Consider the following 17532-nt stretch of genomic DNA (forward strand, 5'->3'; position numbering starts at 1 on the left):
CAGCAGACGAAGGACCGTCCCTCATGGCCGAAAGCCACTCCATAGCCGACCGGTACACGGTCGAGCAGACCGAGGCCACCCCGCTCGACGAGACCCGTTACGCGGACGTCCTGCGCAGCGACTTCGTCGACCACTACGCCGGCGGACGCGACATCTGGACCGGCGAGGAGGCGATGCGGCAGGCCCCGCGCCTGCTCATGGACGCCCTGCGCGCCCGGCCGGAAGCGGATACCCCGGACAGCGCTGCAAGCCCCGCCGCGCACGTCCTCGACCTCGGCACCGGCCACGGCCGCGACGCCGGCATCCTCCTCGCGGGCGGGCACCGCGTGACCGGCATCGACCTGGTCGCCTCCCCCGAGTGGGAGACCCTCGCGGAGCAGCACCCCGGGCGGGCCCGCTTCCTCGCCACGGCCGCGCTCGACCTGCCGGGCACCGCCGAGTACGACGCGGTGCTCGACAACGGCTGCTTCCACCACCAGCACCCCGAGGCGTACGGACCGTACCTGCGGCGCATCCACGAGCTGCTGCGCCCCGGCGGCCTCCTCACCCTCTCCGTCTTCAACGCGGCGGGCGGCAAGGGCGGCCTGTATGCCAACGCCGGCAACCGCCTCTACCGCGAGTTCACCGAGCAGGAGCTGACCGGGCTCGTCGGGCAGTACGGCTTCGCCCTCGTCGCCTCCCACCAGGTGCCCCGGGCCGTCGGCGACCTCACGTACCTCGTCAGCACCTTCCGCCGCACCGAGGGTGAGGGCCGGTGAGCCGCGCCACCCGCCGCCGCGCCGCCGCGGCAGGAACGGCCGCGCTGCTGTCCTGCGTGCTGCTCGGGGCACCGTCCGCGCAGGCGGCGCCGTCCGCGCACGTGACCCCGCCCGCGGCGGCCGGCGAGGCCGGCTGGACCGGCACCTGGGGCACGGCTCCCGCGCCCGCCGCGCCCGACGGCATCTCGAAGGAGGGCCTGGACAACCGCACCGTGCGCATGGTCGTGCACACCTCGGCCGCCGGCGGCGAGCTGCGCCTGCGCTTCTCCAACGCCCACGGCAACGCGCCGCTGGCCCTCGGCCGGACGACCGTCGCGCTGCCCGGCCCGGGGCCGTCCCCCGCGCCGGTGGCCGGCACCCTGCGGCCCGTCACCTTCGGCGGGGCCGCCGGGGCGACCGTGCCCGTCGGGGCGGAGATCGTCAGCGATCCCGTGGCCTTCGACGTGCCCGCCGACCGCGACCTGCTGGTGAGCGTCCACCTGCCGAAGCCGACCGGCCCCGCGACCTGGCACTGGCTCGCCCAGCAGACCAACTACGTCTCGGAGCCGGGCGACCACGCGGCCGACGCCGGGAACGGGGCGTTCACCCGCGCCGAGACCTCCTGGTTCTTCCTCACCGGCGTCGACGTCCGCGGCAAGGGCGCGCGCGGCACCGTGGTGGCGCTCGGCGACTCGCAGACCGACGGCGTGAAGTCCACCCTCGACGGCAACGCCCGCTGGACCGACGCCCTCGCCCGCAGGCTCAGCGCCGACCCGGCCACCCGGGGCACCGGCGTGCTCAACGAGGGCCTCGGCGGCAACCGCATCCTGCGCGACGGCAGCGAAACCGACCGGCCGCAGCGCGGCACGGCCGCCTCGAAGCGGCTCCAGCGCGACGTCATCGACCGGCCCGGCGTGCGCACCGCCGTCCTCTACGAAGGCATCAACGACCTCCAGCTGGAGCCCAGGGCGAGCGCCGCACAGGTCCTCGACGGGCTGCGCGACATGGCCCGGCGGCTGCACGAGCAGCACATCCGGGTCGTGGTGGGCACCCTGACGCCGTTCAAGGACTCGCCCTTCTACAGCCCGGAGGCCGAGAAGGCGCGCACCGAGGTCAACGCCGCCCTGCGCTCCCCCGCCGCCCGCGCCGACTTCGACGCCGTCGTCGACTTCGACGCGGCCGTCCGCGACCCGGCCGACCCGCAGCGGGTCCGTGCCTCGTTCGACGGCGGCGACCACATCCATCTCAACGACCCGGGCTACCGGGCCCTGGCCGACGCGGTGCCGCTCGCCGAGCTCGCCGGCAGCCCCGTTCCCGCCGTCCACGGAAGGTAATCCATGACCAGCAGTACGCCGCCGGTCGTCCTCGCCAACCCCAACACCCTGACCGACCGTGCCGCCATGGCCCTGCCCGACGCCTTCGTCGCCCGGGGCCCGCAGCACCTCCTGGCCGGGCACCGGGACCTCCTGGCCGCCGCGCCGGACGTCCTCGTCGGGGTGGCGGAGGACCCCGCCGAGCCGTTCGCCCGCCGCTACGCCGCCGGCACCGTCCTCGGCCTGACCGGCGACCCGCGGATCCGCCCCGAGGACCCGCCGATGGCCGACGTGCCGGCCGCGCGGGTCCGGCTGGGCCTCGCGCCCGGCGAGGTGGCCGCGGTCACCGGCCGCTGGCGCCACGCGGGCGTCGAGGAGGAGTGGATCGCCAAGGAGTGCCCCGTCTACGAGGCGGACCTCGCGGCCTTCCGGATCGCCCTGCACCCCGTCACCAACGCCGAGTTCCGGCTGTTCCTGGAGGACACCGGCCGCACCGAGCTGCCGACCGCCTGGCGCTTCGGCGTCTACCCCGAGCAGCTCGCCAACCACCCCGTGTGGACCGTGACCCCCGAGGCCGCCGACGCCTACGCGGCCTGGCTCTCGGCCCGGACCGGGCGCCGCTTCCGGCTGCCGACCGAGGCCGAGTGGGAGTACGCCGCCTCCGGCGGGGACGGGCGCGACTTCCCCTGGGGCGACGACTGGCGGCCCGGCGCCGCCAACACCGTCGAGGAGGGGCCGCTGACGACGACGCCGATCGGCGTCTTCCCGGCCGGGCGCTCGCCGTTCGGCGTGCACGACCTCGCGGGCAACGTCGAGGAGTACGTGGCGGACGACTACGCCGCCTACCCCGGCGGCGAGGAGATCGCCGACGACCTCGCCGTGACCCAGGGCGCCTACCGCGTCGCCCGCGGCGGAAGCTTCACCCGCTTCGGCGACCTCGCCCGCTGCCGCCGCCGGCACGGCTGGTACAAGCGCGAGATCTACGCGATGGGCTTCCGGCTCGCGGAGACGCCGTGACGACGGCGCTCACCGCTAGCGCCGCCGAACAGGCGGCCATGCGCCGGGCCCTGGAGCTCGCCGTCACCCGCCTGGGCCACACCAGCCCCAACCCCGTCGTCGGCTGCGTCCTGCTGGACGCGGACGGCTCCACGGTCGCGGAGGGCCGGCACCTGGGCGCGGGGCAGCCGCACGCCGAGGCCGCGGCGCTGGCCGCCGCGGGGCCCCGCGCGCGGGGCACGACGGCCGTCGTCACCCTGGAGCCGTGCGCGCACCAGGGCCGCACCGGCCCGTGCGCGGACGCCCTCCTGGCCGCCGGGGTCGCCCGGGTGGTGTACGCGGTCCCGGACCCCGTGCCCGGCCACGCGGGCGGCGCCGAGCGGCTGCGCGCCGCGGGCGTCGAGGTCGTGGGCGGCGTGCTGCGCGAGGAGGCCGAGCGGGCCAACGAGCTCTGGCTGACCGCGACCCGGCTCGGCCGGCCGTGCGTGACGTGGAAGTTCGGCGGGACGCTCGACGGGCGCTCGGCCGCCCCCGACGGCACCTCGCGCTGGATCACCGGCCCGGAGGCCCGGGCCGACGCCCACGGGCTGCGCGCCACGCACGACGCCGTTCTGGTCGGCTCGGGCACGCTCCGCGAGGACGACCCCCACCTGGGGCTGCGCCACGGCGTCTCCGGGCGGCCGCCGCTGCGGATCGTGCTGGACCGAACCGGGAGCATCCGGCCCGGGGCGCGGGTCCTGGACGACGCGGCACCGACCCTCGTAGTGGTCGGCGAGTCGGCCGCGCGGCCCGAACTGCCCAACGGGCACACGGTCCTGGCCCTTCCGGAGACCGGCGGCCGGCTGGACCTCACGGCCCTGACGGCCGCCCTCTACGAGAGGGGACTGCGCTCCGTCCTGCTGGAGGGCGGCGCACGGCTCGCGGCCGAGTTCGCCTCTCTGGGCATGCTCGACCGCGTCGTGGCCTACGTCGCGCCCGTGCTGCTCGGCGGCGGGGGGCGCGCGGTGCTCGACGAGTTCGGCGCGGGCACCTTGAGCGAGGCGCTGCGGCTGCGACTGGACGAGGTCGCCCGGCTCGGCGACGACGTCCGGCTGGTGCTGCGCTCGCGCCCGCTCGCCGGCGGCGAGGAGCCGGAGGAGGCGCCGTGACCCCGAAGGTGGCCGTCGTCTACCACAGCCGGCGCGGCACGATGCGGGCCCTGGCGGAGGCCGCCGCCGAGGGGGCCCGCGCGTACGGCGCGCAGGTGCGGCTGCTGGGAGTCGCCGACGACAAGGCGATATCGGAGTGGCCGGAGCCGGAGGCCGCGCCGGAGGACATGCTGTGGGCCGACGGGCTGGTGCTGGCCGCGCCCACGTACTTCGGCAACCCCTCCTCGCCGTTCAAGCGGTTCCTGGAGAGCACCTCGCCGCTGTGGGCCCAGGGGCTGCTCGCCGACCGGATCGTGACCGGCCTGACGGCGTCGACCTGTCTGCACGGCGGGCGCGAGGGCACCTTGCTGGCGCTGTACCAGTCGGTCTACCACTGGGGTGCGTGGGCGCTGGGCCCCGAACCCTCCAGTGCCGAAGCCATGGCGATGGGCGGCAATCCGTACGGGCTGGCGGTCACGTCGGCGCGCGACGGCGCCGTCGGGGAGGCCGAGCTGGCCGCCGCGTGGTCGGCCGGCCACCGGCTGGCCGCCACCACGGCCCAGGTGCAGCGCGCCGCCCGGGCGGACGACGCCGGCGGCCGCGCCCGGGTCACGGTCGTCCACTGCGCCGAGGACGAGACGGTCCGGATGCTGGCGCAGGAGTGCGCGGCGGGCGCCCGTGAGCTGGGGGCCGAGGTGCGGCTGCGCCGCCTGGCGGGGCCGGCGGCCCCGCGGGCGGCGGGCCTGCCCGGCCCCATGAGCGGCGCCCCCGCGGCGGCCGTCGTCACCGCGGACGACGTGGCCTGGGCGGACTCGCTGCTCTTCGGCGCCCGCGTGCGGTCGGGGGCCCTGGCCGCGTCCCTGCTGGGCTTCCTCCAGTCGCTGGAGCCCGAGACGGGGCCGGGGCCGCTGGCGGGCAAGCCGGCCAGCGGATTCGCCTGCACGCCCCGGCCGCACGCGGGCAGCGAGTCGGCGCTGCTCGCCCTGAACAACGTCCTGCACCACGGCGGCGCCGTGGTGGTGCCGCCCGGCTACACCGATCCCGCGGTCTTCGCGGCGGGCGGCAATCCGTACGGCACGTCGCACCCCCGGTCGGCGGGGGCCCTGCCCACGGCGCAGGCGCTGGCGGCCGCCCGGCACCAGGGCCGGCGCATCGCCCTGGCCGGCGGCCGGCTGCGCCGCGAGCCCGCGCTCGCGGCCGTCACCTCTGACACCCCCCTCGAAAAGGAAGTCATATGACCGTCCAGCAGTACGACGACATCGGCGAGGCCTACGAGGGCTTCAAGTCGCTGCCCATGGCGCGGTACCCCGAGAGCGGCAGCTTCGTGCGGATGCTCGGCGACCTGAGCGGGCGCTCGGTGCTGGACCTGGCGTGCGGCACGGGCTTCTACACCCGGCAGGCCAAGCGGCTGGGCGCCGCGGACGTCCTCGGCGTCGACGTCTCCGACGGGATGGTGGCCGCGGCCCGGGCCATCGAGGAGCGCAATCCCCTGGGGGTGCGCTACCAGGTCGCCGACGGCGCCGATCTGCCCGTCTTCGACCGGCGCTTCGACGTGGCGACGGCGGTGTACCTGCTCAACTACGCCGACGACGCGGCCACGATGGAGTGGATGTGCCGCGGCGTGCACCGCAACCTGCGGCCGGGCGGCGAGTTCTTCGTCCTCACGCAGGCGCCGGACTTCCGCTTCGACGGGCCGTCGACGGACAAGTACGGCTTCCGCTACGAGCCGGTGGGCGAGGGCGAGGTGGGCCCGCGGGTGCGGATCACGGCGCTGCTGGACTCGCCCATCGAGTTCGTGACCAACTACCCGCGGCGCGAGGTCTACGAGGGCGCCCTGCGGCAGGCCGGCTTCACCGGTATCACCTGGGTGCCGCTGGAGGTTCCGCAGGAGGGTGCCGCCGCGTTCGGCGCGGACTTCTGGGCGGACTTCCTGGCCAATCCGCCGCTGGTGATGCTGCGCTGCACGGCCGGCTGAGCCGGCCTCGTCCCCCGTTGGCCCCGGCGGTTCTCACCGCCGGGGCCTTCGGGCGTCCGCGTCCGCCGTCACAGCAGCCACGGCCGGAAGTCCTCCGCGGGCGGCAGGCCCGCGTTCTCCCGGGCGGCCGCGGCCGTGCGGTGGATGTGGAAGAGCAGGCGCACGGCCGCTCCCGGGTCGCCGAAGGAGACCTGCCCGTCGGGCTCTTCGCGCAGGGCCCGGTCCACGCGGGGCACGATGGTGCGCGGGCCGATGATGGTGGCACCGGCGGTGAAGAGCATCCGCTCGACCTCGGAGTACGGCTTCTGCTCGGCGACGGAGTCCTCGCAGGTGGTGAGGACGGCCACGGGCTTGCCCACGAGGGGCGAGCCCTCGGCCGGCCAGGTCAGCCAGTTCAGGAGCGTGCGCAGCGAGCTCGGTGGCGCGCCGTCCGTCTCGGGCGTGGTGAGGACGATGCCGTCGGCGAGGGCCGCCATCTGGCGCAGCGCGTCGGCCACGGGGTGCGACGGGGCGATGATCTCGCTGCCGGCCCGGGCCAGCACGGAGGGTGCCGTGCTGACGACGAGCCGGGTGCCGGAGGCTCCTGGGGCCGAGAGGGCGCGAAGCAGCCGGTCACCGTACGGATCGTCTTCGGTGGGGGCGCTCAGCCCCAGCAGGAGGACGTTCTCCACGGTCGGTCTCCTTCCTTGGGGTGCGGGGTGCCGGGTGCCGGGCGTCAGGCGGCCGCGGCGGGGCGCAGGCGGCGGGAGACGAGGACGCCGGCCAGTGCGAGGACCGCGGTGATGGCGAAGGTGAACAGGAGCCCGGCCCGGGTGGTGGAGTCGTGCTGGTGGGCCATGGCGATGGCGGCGCCGCCGATGCCGGAGATCAGGCCGGTCGCGAGGGTCTGGGCGAGCTGGAGGGAGCCGCTGACGAGGCCCTGCTGCTCGGCGGGGGCCTGTTCGAGGGTGTCGGTGGTGGCGGCGTTGAAGCCGATGCCCATGCCGATGCCGCCGAGGGCCCAGCCGGCGATGGCGACGAGCGGCGGAATGGCCTCGACGAGGACGGCCGCGGCCATGACGACGAGTCCGGCGAAGAGGATGGTGAAGCCGAGGGTGACGCTGCCGGTGCGGCCGTTGCCGCTGCCGTCGCGCTTGGCCTGCCAGGCGGAGCCGACGACCCAGGTGATGGCGCCGGCGGACAGGCCGAGGCCGGCCAGGGAGGCGTTCACGCCGCGGAGCTCCTGGAGGCCGAGCGGGAGGAAGGCCTCGCTGCCGAAGTAGACGCCGCAGAGCAGGAAGCGGATGCCGATGCCGGCGCCGACTCCGGCGCGCAGGCTGAGCGTGCCGGCGGGGGTGACCTGGCGCAGGGTCGGCACGGCGACGGCGATGCCGACGAGGGCGAGCACGACGAGCAGCACGAGGTTCTTCAGGAGCAGGGCCTGGAGCAGCAGGGCGGTGCCGGCGGTGAGCAGGATGCTGGCGGCGAGGGGGCTCTTCCACCAGGGGCCGGCGGGGGCGCTGCTGGCGGCGGTGCCGGACGGGCGCTCCAGGCGGCGCAGGCCGGGCAGGGTGAGGAGGGCGGCGACGGCGATCAGGGGGAGCATCAGCAGGAAGACGCCGCGCCAGCTGGTGAGGTCGGCGAGGGTGCCGGCGATCACGGGGCCGATCAGCGAGGGGATGGTCCAGGCGGAGGAGAGCAGGGCGAACATGCGGGCCCTGAGGTTCTCCGGGTAGGCGAGCCCGATCACGGTGTAGGCCATGCTCATGACAGCGCCGACGCCGAGGCCCTGGAGCGCCCGGCCCAGCAGGAAGAGCGGCCACGTGGGCGCCGCGCCCGCCACGGCGCAGCCGATGGCGAAGATCAGCATGCCGATGGCCATCGACCGCACAGGGCCGCTCTTGTCGGCGGCGCGGCCGGCGACCACCGTACCGATGATGTTGGCGAGCATCAGGGCGGACAGACCCCAGCCGTAGGCGCCCAGGCCGTCGAGGTCCTTGGCGATGTCGGGCAGCACCGTGGCCACGCCCAGGGACTCGAAGGCCACCATGCTCACGGAAAGGATGACGCCGAGCGTCAGCGCGCGGTAGGCCCCGCTGAACACGCTCTCCGACGCGGCGGCCGAGCCCTTCGTGCCCCCCTCTTCGACCGGCGACACGAGCGGCTCACCGGTCCCCTCCGTCACCTGGTTCACGTCTTGCGACACAACGGCCTCCTAAGTTTCGTTCCGTTCCGGGACGTAATTAATAGCAGATTACCTATACTGACCGCATGGTGAACACCCCGAACGGCGCGGTGGCCGAAGAACGCGAAGCCGGTCAGCAGCGCACAGGCAGGCCGCGGGACGGCCGCATCGACGCAGCCGTGCCCGCCGCGGTGATGGAGCTCCTCAACGAGTCGGGCTACGGGAACCTGACGCTCGAAGCGGTGGCGGCCCGTGCGGGCACGAGCAAGCCGGCCCTGCGCCGGCGCTGGCAGTCCCGCCAGCACCTGGTCGTGGACGCGCTGGTCACCACGATGGGCACCACCCCGACCCCCGACACCGGCTGCACCCACTGCGACCTGATCGCCGGGATCGGCACCCTCAGCCAGGCCTTCGGCACCGCGCTCGGGCGGCGCGTGCTGCCCGCCCTGGTGGCCGACCTCGCCGACCAGCCGGAGCTGGACGCCCTCTTCCTGGAGCGCTTCTTCCACCCGCGGCGGGCCTCGACGGCCGAGGCGCTGCGGCGCGGCATCCGGCGGGGGGACATCCGCCCCGACGCGGACATCGACCTGCTGCTGGACATGCTCGCGTCCAGCACGTACTACCGGGTGCTCTTCGGGCACCTGCCGGTGACCGCGACGCTCGCGGAGGACGTGGTCGAGGTCGTCCTGAAGGGCGTGGCGACCGGCACCTGGCGCGAGAGGCACCGGCACGGGGTCTTCGACGGGTTCTGACGCGCGGGGTTCCCGCAAGGGACGGGGGGCCGGGCGCCGTGACGGCCCGGCAGGTACGAGGGGAGGGAGAGACTGTTGCTGAGCCGCGACAGCGAAATGACGGCCCTGGACGGGGCCTTGTCCGCAGCGGAGGCCGGCATGGGGGCCAGCCTGCTGCTGGAGGGGGGCATCGGAACCGGCAAGTCGCACCTGGTGCGGGCCGCACTGAGGACCGCCCGGAGCAGGGGCTTCGGGACGGTCTCCGCACGCGCCAGGCCCGGCGAGCGGAGCCGGGCCCACGGCGTCCTGCACCAGATACGCGACCAGCTGCTGTGCCTGCTCGGGAAGGCCTGGCCGCAGGACGACCCGGACGACGGGGACGCGGAGGCCGCCGGGATGCACCGGCTGATCACCGCCGCCACGGCCGGCTCGCCCCTGCTCATCGCGATCGACGACCTCCAGTGGACGGACACCCCGTCGCTGCGCTGGCTCGGCTATCTGACGGCCCGCCTGGAAGGCCTGCCGGTCTTCCTGCTGGCCACCCTCGGCGTGGACCGCCCCGGCCCGGCGGGCGAGGGGGCCGGGCAGCAGGGCGCCGAGTCCCCCGCCGGGATCGCCTCCTTCTTCCACCGCCGCGCGGTGCTCCAGGGCCTCAACTCCGACAGCGTCGGCTATCTGCTGTCCTCCTTCACCGGCGAGCTCGCGGACCCCGGCCTCGTCCACGCCTGCCGCACGGCCACCGGCGGCAATCCGCTGCTGCTCCAGGCACTGCTGCGCGAGCTGCGGCGCACGGGCCTCGCGCCGGGCGTCGTCTCCGCGGACCGGGTGGCCGGGCTGGGCCCGGTGGAGATCGCCGAGACCCTCCTGACCCGGCTCGACGGCGGCTCGCCCGAGGCCGGCGCGGTGCTCGACGCCGTGTCGGTCGTCGCGCCCGCGGCGAGCGGCCCGCTCGTCGCCCGGCTCGCCGGCATCGGCGACGGCGAGGCCGCCGACCTGCTGTACCGGCTCGTGCACTGGGGCATCCTGACGGAGGATCAAGACGGCTTCGGCTTCGCCCAGCCGCTGGTCATGGCCTCCTTCCGGGCCCGGATGCCGCCCAGCGAGCGGGCCCGGCTGCACGCGGAGGCCGCCCGTGCCCTCTACGCGAACAGCGCCCCCCGCGAGCGCATCACCGCGCACCTGCTCTCCGCCGCTCCCCTCGGCGAGCGCTGGGCGCTGCGGCTGCTGGTGGACGCGGCCGACGCGGCGCTCGCGGGCGGCGCCCTCGCCCGGGCCCGGGTCTGCCTGGAGCGCGGCCTCGCCGAGTGCGGGCCGGAGGAGGAGCCCGGGCTGCTGCGCCGGCTCGGCCACATCGAGCTGGCCGACGGCCCCGAGCCCGCGGTCGCCCGGCTGCGCCGCACCGTCGGCCTCATCCAGGGCGGCACCGAGCACCGCGCCATGGCCCTGCTGGACCTGGCGCAGGCCGCCGCCATGACCGGCGACGTGCCCGAAGCCCTGCGGATCGTCGAGGAGGAGGCCGGCGAGCTGGAGCGCTCCGGCGCCCCGAAGGAGCTGCGGGCGGGCTTCCGCGCCGTACGCGGCCTGCTGGAGCTCCTCGAAGGCCGCGGCGCGCGGCCGAGGCCGTCCTGTGCGCCGGCGTCGTCGTTCCCCGCGCAGCTGAGCGAGGTCGCCCGCTGCCCGTGGGTGCGCCGCGCCGAGGCCGCGGCACAGGCCATGGGCGCGCAGTGGAGCGGCACGCAGCGGGCCGAGGCGGTCCAGCAGGCCCGCCTCGCGCTCGGCGAACCGGTCACCACCGTCAACGACCACGCCCTGATGCGCCTCGGCCTCGTCCTCGTCCTGGCTCGCTCGGGCGCCGTGGAGGAGGCCCTGGAGCACGGCGCGGCCCTGCTCACCGCGGCGACCGAGGAGGGCTCGCGCACCGTGGCGGCGCTCGCCCGCGCGGTGCTCGCCGAATGCGCCTTCCGCGCGGGCCGCCTGACGGAGTCCCTGGAGGCCGCGCAGGGCGTGCTGGAGCGGGGCCCGGAGCCGGCCGGGCGCGAGTGGCTGGGCTCCGGCACGGCCCGCGGCTGGCTGGGCAGCGCCCTGTACGAGTCCGGTGACCTCGACCAGGCGCAGCGGGTCCTCCTGGAGGCCGGGCTGGAGAGCGCGGTGCCCGCCGTGACCCTGCCCGGGCTGCTCTTCCACCGCGGCCGGCTGCAAGTCGCGCTGGGCCGGGTCGGGCCCGGGCTGGCGGACCTGGAGGAGTGCGGGCGGCTGCTGCTGCACCGCGGCTGGACCAACCCGGCGCTGTGGCCCTGGCGTTCCGAGGCGGCCCTGGCGCACGCCCGGCTGGGCGACGAGGACACGGGCCGGCGGCTCGTCCAGCAGGAGCTGGCTCTCGCGCGGGAGTTCGGCGCGCCCCACGCCGTCGGCATCGCCCTGCGCGCCGCGGGCCTGCTCGGGCCCGGCGAGGAGCGGGCGGCGGTCCTCGCCGAGTCCGCCCAGCTGCTGCGGGAGGCGGGCGCCGCCCTCGACGAGGCGCGGGTGCTGCGCGACCTGGGCCGCGAGCTGATGCGGACCCGCAAGACGCGGCAGGCGCGGGAGCACCTGCGGACCGCGGCCGCCCTGGCCGAGAAGTGCGGGGCGCACGTCCTCGTGCAGGAGCTGCGCCAGGACATGGTCGAGGCCGGTGCCCGCCCGCGCCGCGACACCGAGATCGGCCCCGCCTCCCTCACCCCCGCCGAGCGCCGCACCGCGCTGCTCGCCGCGGAAGGACTCACGAACAAGGAGATCGCCGGGCGGCTGTACGTGACGCGGCGCACCGTGGAGATGCACCTGAGCCGGGTCTACCGCAAGCTGTCGATCTCCGACCGCCGCGCGCTGAGCCTGGCGGCGGACGACGAGCGGCTGGCGCCCGCGGCGTGCCTGCACCTGCCCGAGCACGAGGCCGCCGAGTCCTGCGCCTGACGCGTGCCGCCGCCCGCGGGCGCCCCGGGCGGCGGCACGCGCTCCGGCCTGCGCCCGCGGGCGGCCGGCTGTCGTCTCGGTACCGGCACCCAAACGCTACGGGCTGCTCCGTGATCCGTAACTCCGGTGCGGGGCAGGAATCTGGAAGCCTCAACTCCGGGCGATCCGGAAGAAGGTGAGGCGCCCCATGACCGACGCAGCGGACGGCAGCGCAGTGCGCCCGTCCCACGACGACTTGCAGTACGACCGGATCGGCGAGGACTACGAGCTGTCCAAGCTGCTGCCGCTGACGATGTACGTGGAACGGCCCAGCGTGCTGGGCCTGCTGGCGGACGTCCGCGGCAAGAGCGTGCTCGACCTCGCCTGCGGCACGGGGGTCTACACCCGGCACGCCCGCCGGCTGGGGGCGGAGCGCGTGCTGGGCGTGGACATCTCCCCGAAGATGATCGAGGCCTGCCGGGCGGCGGAGGAGCGCGCGCGGCTCGGCGTCGAGTACGCCGTGGGCGACGCGTCCGCGTTACCGCGGCTCGGCGAGTTCGACGTGCTGCTCGCCGCGTACCTGTTCAACTACGCCGCCTCGCCGGAGGCGCTGGAGGGCATGGCCCGCAACTGCGCCCGCAACCTGCGCCCGGGGGGCGCCCTGCGGGCCTTCGTCGCCCACCCGGACTTCGACTTCGGCCACCCGCTGCCGGAGCGCTACGGCTTCTCCTTCGAGCGGGAGCCGGACCCGGCGCACGACGGCCGGATCCGCGTCACCGCGCACACCGACCCCCGGGTCAGCTTCTGCGCCTACCTGCCCTCCGGCCGGGCCTTCGAGGAGGCCTTCGCCGCCGCCGGCTTCCGCGACTGCGCGTGGGAGCCGGTGCGGCTGTCCGTCGAAGGGGAGCTGGAACACGGGCCCGCCTACTGGGACGACTTCCGGGCCAACCCGCCGTGGGCGGTCTTCCGCTGCGTCAAGCGCACCGAGGGCAGCGCCGGATGAGCCTGCCGGCCACCATGGACTTCCTCCTGCCCGACCGCCTGGACGACGCGCTGGACGCGCTGGCCGCCCGGCCCGGCACGCTGCCCGTGGCCGGCGGCACCGACGTCATGGTGCGGCTGTCCCGGGGCCGGGAGCGCCCGCCCGCCGCCGTCGACCTCACCCGGATCCCCTGCCTGGCCCGCTGGGAGCGCGAGGCGGGCGTCGTCCGGCTCGGCGCGGCCGTGCCCTACACCCGGCTCGCCGACGAGCTCGCCGGTCCGCTGCCCGGACTCGCGGCCGCGGCCCGCACGGTGGGCTCCCGCCAGATCCGCAACCGCGGCACCGTGGGCGGCGCCCTCGGCACCGCCTGGGCCGCCGGCGACGTCCACCCCATGCTGCTGGCGTTGGGCGCGGAGGTGGAGCTGGTGTCCGCGCGCGGCGCCCGGCGGGTGCCGGTGCGGGAGTTCTACACCGGCCCGGGCCGCACGGTCCGCGCGCCGGACGAGCTGATCCGCGCCGTGCGGGTGCCCGAGGCGGAGGGGCCGCAGAGCTACGCCAAGGCGGGGCGGCGCGGCGCCCTGGTGGTGGCGACCTGTTCCTTCGCGGCGGCTCTGTGGCCCTCCCGGGGCACGGTGGGCACCGGCATCGGCGGGGCGGCGGACACGCCCCTGCCCGCGCTCGAAGCCGAGCGGTTCGTGGCCGGGGAGCTCGCCGGACGGCGGCTGTGGCAGTCCCTGGAGCCGCTCCCGGACGGCGTCCTGACCCGCTTCGGCGAGCTGGCCGCCGCGGCGGTCTCCCCCGCCGACGACGTGCGCGGCTCGGCCGCCTACCGCCGGCACGCGGTGGCCGTGCTGGCCCGCCGGGCCCTCGGCTGGGTGTGGGACGACTACCGCGCGGACGCGCGCGCGAAGGAGGAGACGTGCGCCTGACGCTGACGGTCAACGGCGAGCGGCACGACATCGACGCCGTCGCCGGGACCGAGAGCCTGCTGTCCGTCCTGCGGCGGCGCCTGGGCCTGTCCGGCGCGAAGAACGCCTGCGAGCAGGGCCAGTGCGGCTCCTGCTCGGTCCACCTGGACGGCGTGCTGGTGTGCGCGTGCCTGGTGCCCGCGCCCCAGGCCCACGGCCGGAGCGTGGAGACGGTCGAGGGCCTGGCCGGCGAGGACGGGCCGCACCCGGTGCAGGAGGCGTTCCTCGCCTGCGGCGCCGTGCAGTGCGGCTTCTGCACCCCCGGCATGCTCAAGTCCACCGAGGACCTGCTGCGCCGCTGCCCCGACCCCGGCGAGGCCGAGATCAAGGACGCCCTCGCGGGGAACCTGTGCCGCTGCACGGGCTACGGGCACATCCTCGACGCCGTCCGCCTGGCCGCCGCCCGCACGCGCGCCCTGGAGGCCCGCCCGTGACCCCGAACGCCCCCGATTCGTATGCCGCGACCTCCTGTCGCACGCCCGGGACCGTCGGCGACAGCGCCCCCCGCCCGGACGGGCCGCTGAAGGTCCGCGGCGCCTTCGCCTACTCCTCCGACCTGGAGGCCGAGGACATGCTGTGGGGCACCACGCTCCGCAGCCCCCACCCGCGCGCCCGCATCCTCTCCGTCGACACCGCCGCGGCGCTCGCCCTGCCCGGCGTCCACGCGGTGCTGACCCACCGCGACGTGCCCGGCCGCAACCTGCACGGCTCGATGGTCGTCGACCAGCCGGTGCTCGCCGTCGACACCGTGCGCTACGAGGGCGAGCCGGTCGCCGTCGTGGCCGCCGAGGACCCGGAGACGGCCCGCCGCGCCGCCGAGCTGGTGCGCGTCGCCTACGAGGTGCTCCCGCCGGTCACCGACGCCGAGGCCGCCCTCACCCCGGACTCCCCCGCCGTGCACGACGGCGGCAACCTCCTGCGCCACGTCCCGCTGCGCCGCGGCCGCGCCGCGCGCGGCGAGCCGCTCACCGCCGACGTCGTGGTGCGCGGCGTCTACGAGGTCGGCATGCAGGACCAGGCCTTCCTGGGGCCGGAGTCGGGCCTGGCCGTGCCCGACCCGGACGGCGGGGTGTCCCTGCACGTCGCCACGCAGTGGCTGCACGTGGACCACGACCAGGTCGTGGCGGCCCTGGGCCTGCCGCGCGAGAAGGTGCGGCTGCACCTGGCGGGCGTCGGCGGGGCGTTCGGCGCCCGCGAGGACCTGTCGATGCACGCGCACGCCTGCCTGCTCGCCCTGCGCACCGGCCGCCCGGTGAAGATGTGCTACACTCGCGAGGAGTCCTTCGTCGGCCACGTGCACCGCCACCCGGCGAAGATGGCCTACGAGCACGGCGCCACCCGCGACGGCCGGCTCGTCTACGTCAAGGCCTCGATCGTCCTGGACGGCGGCGCCTACTCCTCCAGCTCCCCCGCCGTCGCCGGCACCGTCGCCACCTGCTCCCTCGGCCCGTACGAGGTCCCGGACGCGGAAGTGGACGTGCGCGTCGTCTACACCAACAACCCGCCGTGCGGGGCGATGCGCGGCTTCGGCGCCGTGCAGTCCTGCTTCGGCTACGAGTCGCAGATGGACCGGCTCGCGCGCGAGCTCGGCATGGACCCGGTGGAGCTGCGGATCCGCAACGCGGTAGCCGAAGGGTCGGCGGTGGCCAACGGGCAGGTCCTGGACCACCCGGCGCCGGTCGCCGAGCTGCTGCGCCGGGTGCGGGACCGCCCGATGCCCCCCGCGGCGCCGCCCGAGGGCGCCCACCTGGCCCGTACGGCCTCGCGCGGGGAGTCCGTCGTGCGCGGCGTGGGCTACGCCGTCGGCTTCAAGAACGTCGGCTTCGTGGAGGGCTTCGACGACTACTCCACCGCCCGGGTCCGGCTGGAGTCCACAGGCGGGCAGGCACGCGCCGTGGTGACCAGCGCGGCGGCCGAGGTCGGCCAGGGCGTGGTGACCGTGCAGGCCCAGATCGCCCGGACCGAGCTCGGCGTCGAGCAGGTGACGGTGGAGTTCGGGGACAGCTCCTTCGGCTCGGCCGGGCCCTCCTCGTCCTCCCGCCAGACCTACGTCACCGGCGGCGCCGTCAAGGCGGCCGCGGAGGCCGTCCGGGCCCGCGTCCTGGAACGCGCGGACCGGCTGCTGGGCCGGCCCGGCACCGCCACCGGTCTGTCCGGCGGCGCGGTCACCGGCCCCGGTGGCCGGGTGCTGTGCAAACTGGCCGACGTGCTGGGCGACGAGGCCGTCGAGGAGACCGTCGAGTGGCACCACCGGCCCACGTTCCCCCTGGACCCGCACACCGGGCAGGGCGACTCCGTCTTCCAGTTCGCCTTCGCCGCGCACCGGGCGGTGGTCGACGTGGACACCGAGCTCGGCCTCGTCCGGACGGTCGAGATCGCCACCGCCCAGGACGTCGGCAAGGCCGTCAACCCGCAGGCCCTGCTGGGCCAGATCCACGGCGGCACCGTGCAGGGCCTGGGGCTCGCGCTGATGGAGGAGATCCGGACCGAGGGCGGCCTGATGCAGAACCCGTCCTTCACCGACTACCTCATCCCGACCGTCCACGACGTGCCGCCGATGCACGTCGACGTGCTCGAACTGGCCGACCCGCACGCCCCCTACGGGGTGCGCGGCGTGGGCGAGCCGCCGAACATCTCCAGCCCGGCCGCGGTCGCCGCCGCCGTCCGGGACGCCACCGGCCTCGACCTGCCGCGCATCCCCCTGCGCCTCGAAGACGTGGCCGGGCTGACCCGCACGCCCGGCTCCGGGGTGCGGTGAGCGCCGCCACCACCCTCCCCGAGCCGGTCACGGCCGGGGCCCCGCCCACCCGAGGAGACCCCCCATGAGCCAGGAGCGCACCGCTGCGCAGTACGACGTGATCGGAGCGCGCTGGGAGGACGCGCGGTCGCTGCCCACGGTCCACCCGGAGCGCGCGAGCTTCCTCGCCCTGCTGGGCGACGTGACCGGGCTGGACGTTCTCGACCTGGCGTGCGGCGACGGCTTCTACACCCGGCAGGCCAAGCTGCTGGGCGCGGACCGGGTGGTGGGGGCGGACGTCTCCGAGGAGATGGTCGCGGCGGCGCGGGCCGCGGAGGAGCGGGCGCCGCTGGGCACCCGCTACGTGGCCGCGGACGCGGCGGACCTGCCGGACCTCGGCGGCTTCGACGTCGTGACGGCCGCCTACCTGCTCAACTACGCGCGGGAGGAGGAGACGCTGACGGCCATGTGCCGCGGCGCCTTCGAACGACTCCCGCGGGGCGGGCGGTTCATCGGGGTGACGCAGAACCCGCGCTTCTCCTTCGACGGGCCGCGTCCCGACCCGTACGGCTTCGCCTTCGAGCCGCTTGCGACCTCGGCGTTCGGCACCCGGATCCGGGTCACGGCGGCGCTGGAGCCGCCGATCACCTTCGAGACCTGCCTGATCCGGCCGGAGGTGTACGAGGCGGCGTTCGCGGCGGCGGGGTTCACGAAGGTCTCGTGGGTGCCGCTGCACGTGCCGGAGGCGGCGCTGGCGCGCTTCGGGGCCGCGTACTGGGAGGGGTTCTCGGCCAATCCGCCCATCGTGCTGTTCGAGGCGGTCCGCTGACGGCGGGCGTGCGGGCGCCCGGTGGGCCCCGGTGCCCTCGCGGGCGCC

15 protein-coding genes are annotated in these 17532 nt (G+C 76.1%); 13 read left to right on the forward strand and 2 right to left on the reverse strand.

The annotated features are described in order from the left end of the window. Positions 1–23: 23 nt before the first annotated feature. From D7231_RS16920 to D7231_RS16945, 6 genes are read left to right on the forward strand one after another with little or no spacing between them, the layout of a single operon-like run. Positions 24–758 carry an SAM-dependent methyltransferase gene (locus tag D7231_RS16920; RefSeq protein ID WP_120756284.1) on the forward strand — a complete coding sequence of 245 codons (735 nt, stop codon included), beginning with the start codon at positions 24–26 and terminating at the stop codon, positions 756–758. Further along, positions 755–2071, forward strand: coding sequence for an SGNH/GDSL hydrolase family protein (locus D7231_RS16925; RefSeq protein WP_120756285.1), 1317 nt, complete (start codon positions 755–757; stop codon positions 2069–2071). Before D7231_RS16920 ends, D7231_RS16925 begins: the two co-directional genes overlap by 4 nt. Before the next feature lie 3 nt (positions 2072–2074). Next, positions 2075–3067: a formylglycine-generating enzyme family protein gene (locus D7231_RS16930; protein ID WP_120756286.1), complete on the forward strand. Its 993-nt coding sequence runs from the start codon at positions 2075–2077 to the stop codon at positions 3065–3067. Between the two features lie 38 nt (positions 3068–3105). Next, entirely contained in the window at positions 3106–4194 is a 1089-nt protein-coding gene (gene ribD / locus D7231_RS16935) for a bifunctional diaminohydroxyphosphoribosylaminopyrimidine deaminase/5-amino-6-(5-phosphoribosylamino)uracil reductase RibD (RefSeq protein WP_120756418.1), read from the forward strand. Beyond that, the gene (locus D7231_RS16940) at positions 4191–5411 is read left to right on the forward strand and encodes a flavodoxin family protein (RefSeq protein WP_120756287.1); all 1221 of its coding nucleotides are present in this window, start codon (positions 4191–4193) and stop codon (positions 5409–5411) included. The genes ribD and D7231_RS16940 overlap by 4 nt, the downstream gene beginning before the upstream one ends. After that, positions 5408–6148: a class I SAM-dependent methyltransferase gene (locus D7231_RS16945; protein ID WP_120756288.1), complete on the forward strand. Its 741-nt coding sequence runs from the start codon at positions 5408–5410 to the stop codon at positions 6146–6148. Before D7231_RS16940 ends, D7231_RS16945 begins: the two co-directional genes overlap by 4 nt. Positions 6149–6216: 68 nt before the next feature. Here the strand turns inward: D7231_RS16945 and D7231_RS16950 are convergent, their stop codons facing one another. After that, entirely contained in the window at positions 6217–6819 is a 603-nt protein-coding gene (locus tag D7231_RS16950) for an NAD(P)H-dependent oxidoreductase (protein WP_120756289.1), read from the reverse strand. Positions 6820–6863: 44 nt separating this feature from the next. Continuing rightward, complete coding sequence (locus D7231_RS16955) at positions 6864–8333, reverse strand: MFS transporter (RefSeq protein ID WP_120756290.1); 1470 nt, start codon at positions 8331–8333, stop codon at positions 6864–6866. A 65-nt stretch (positions 8334–8398) separates the two neighbouring features. Here D7231_RS16955 and D7231_RS16960 point away from each other — a divergent pair, with 65 nt between their 5' ends. The 7 genes from D7231_RS16960 to D7231_RS16990 all read left to right on the forward strand — a co-directional run bounded on the left by D7231_RS16960 (position 8399) and on the right by D7231_RS16990 (position 17484). Beyond that, a complete protein-coding gene (locus tag D7231_RS16960; RefSeq protein ID WP_120756291.1) occupies positions 8399–9064 on the forward strand; it encodes a TetR/AcrR family transcriptional regulator in 666 nt (221 codons plus the stop codon). 75 nt (positions 9065–9139) lie between these two features. Beyond that, positions 9140–11989 (forward strand): helix-turn-helix transcriptional regulator, encoded by a 2850-nt coding sequence (locus tag D7231_RS16965; protein ID WP_147449745.1) that lies wholly within the window; start codon positions 9140–9142, stop codon positions 11987–11989. Positions 11990–12176: 187 nt separating this feature from the next. Further along, complete coding sequence (locus D7231_RS16970) at positions 12177–12971, forward strand: class I SAM-dependent methyltransferase (RefSeq protein WP_120756293.1); 795 nt, start codon at positions 12177–12179, stop codon at positions 12969–12971. A 14-nt stretch (positions 12972–12985) separates the two neighbouring features. Continuing rightward, on the forward strand, positions 12986–13879 hold the full coding sequence (locus D7231_RS16975) for an FAD binding domain-containing protein (protein ID WP_120756419.1): 894 nt from the start codon (positions 12986–12988) through the stop codon (positions 13877–13879). Further along, positions 13870–14352, forward strand: coding sequence for a (2Fe-2S)-binding protein (locus tag D7231_RS16980; protein ID WP_120756294.1), 483 nt, complete (start codon positions 13870–13872; stop codon positions 14350–14352). Before D7231_RS16975 ends, D7231_RS16980 begins: the two co-directional genes overlap by 10 nt. After that, on the forward strand, positions 14349–16676 hold the full coding sequence (gene pucD, locus D7231_RS16985; protein ID WP_120756295.1) for a xanthine dehydrogenase subunit D: 2328 nt from the start codon (positions 14349–14351) through the stop codon (positions 16674–16676). Before D7231_RS16980 ends, pucD begins: the two co-directional genes overlap by 4 nt. Before the next feature lie 64 nt (positions 16677–16740). Beyond that, the gene (locus tag D7231_RS16990) at positions 16741–17484 is read left to right on the forward strand and encodes a class I SAM-dependent methyltransferase (RefSeq protein ID WP_120756296.1); all 744 of its coding nucleotides are present in this window, start codon (positions 16741–16743) and stop codon (positions 17482–17484) included. Positions 17485–17532: the final 48 nt, after the last annotated feature.

The organism is Streptomyces klenkii (assembly GCF_003626645.1).
In the GTDB taxonomy this organism is placed as follows: domain Bacteria; phylum Actinomycetota; class Actinomycetes; order Streptomycetales; family Streptomycetaceae; genus Streptomyces; species Streptomyces klenkii.

Excerpts from the sequence above, each read along its gene's own strand:
- D7231_RS16920 (WP_120756284.1), top strand. The coding sequence starts at position 24 with ATGGCCGAAAGCCACTCCATAGCCGACCGGTACACGGTCGAGCAGACC.
- D7231_RS16930 (WP_120756286.1), top strand. The coding sequence starts at position 2,075 with ATGACCAGCAGTACGCCGCCGGTCGTCCTCGCCAACCCCAACACCCTG.
- ribD (WP_120756418.1), top strand. The coding sequence starts at position 3,106 with ATGCGCCGGGCCCTGGAGCTCGCCGTCACCCGCCTGGGCCACACCAGC.
- D7231_RS16945 (WP_120756288.1), top strand. The coding sequence starts at position 5,408 with ATGACCGTCCAGCAGTACGACGACATCGGCGAGGCCTACGAGGGCTTC.
- D7231_RS16960 (WP_120756291.1), top strand. The coding sequence starts at position 8,399 with ATGGTGAACACCCCGAACGGCGCGGTGGCCGAAGAACGCGAAGCCGGT.
- D7231_RS16970 (WP_120756293.1), top strand. The coding sequence starts at position 12,177 with ATGACCGACGCAGCGGACGGCAGCGCAGTGCGCCCGTCCCACGACGAC.
- D7231_RS16975 (WP_120756419.1), top strand. The coding sequence starts at position 12,986 with ATGGACTTCCTCCTGCCCGACCGCCTGGACGACGCGCTGGACGCGCTG.
- D7231_RS16990 (WP_120756296.1), top strand. The coding sequence starts at position 16,741 with ATGAGCCAGGAGCGCACCGCTGCGCAGTACGACGTGATCGGAGCGCGC.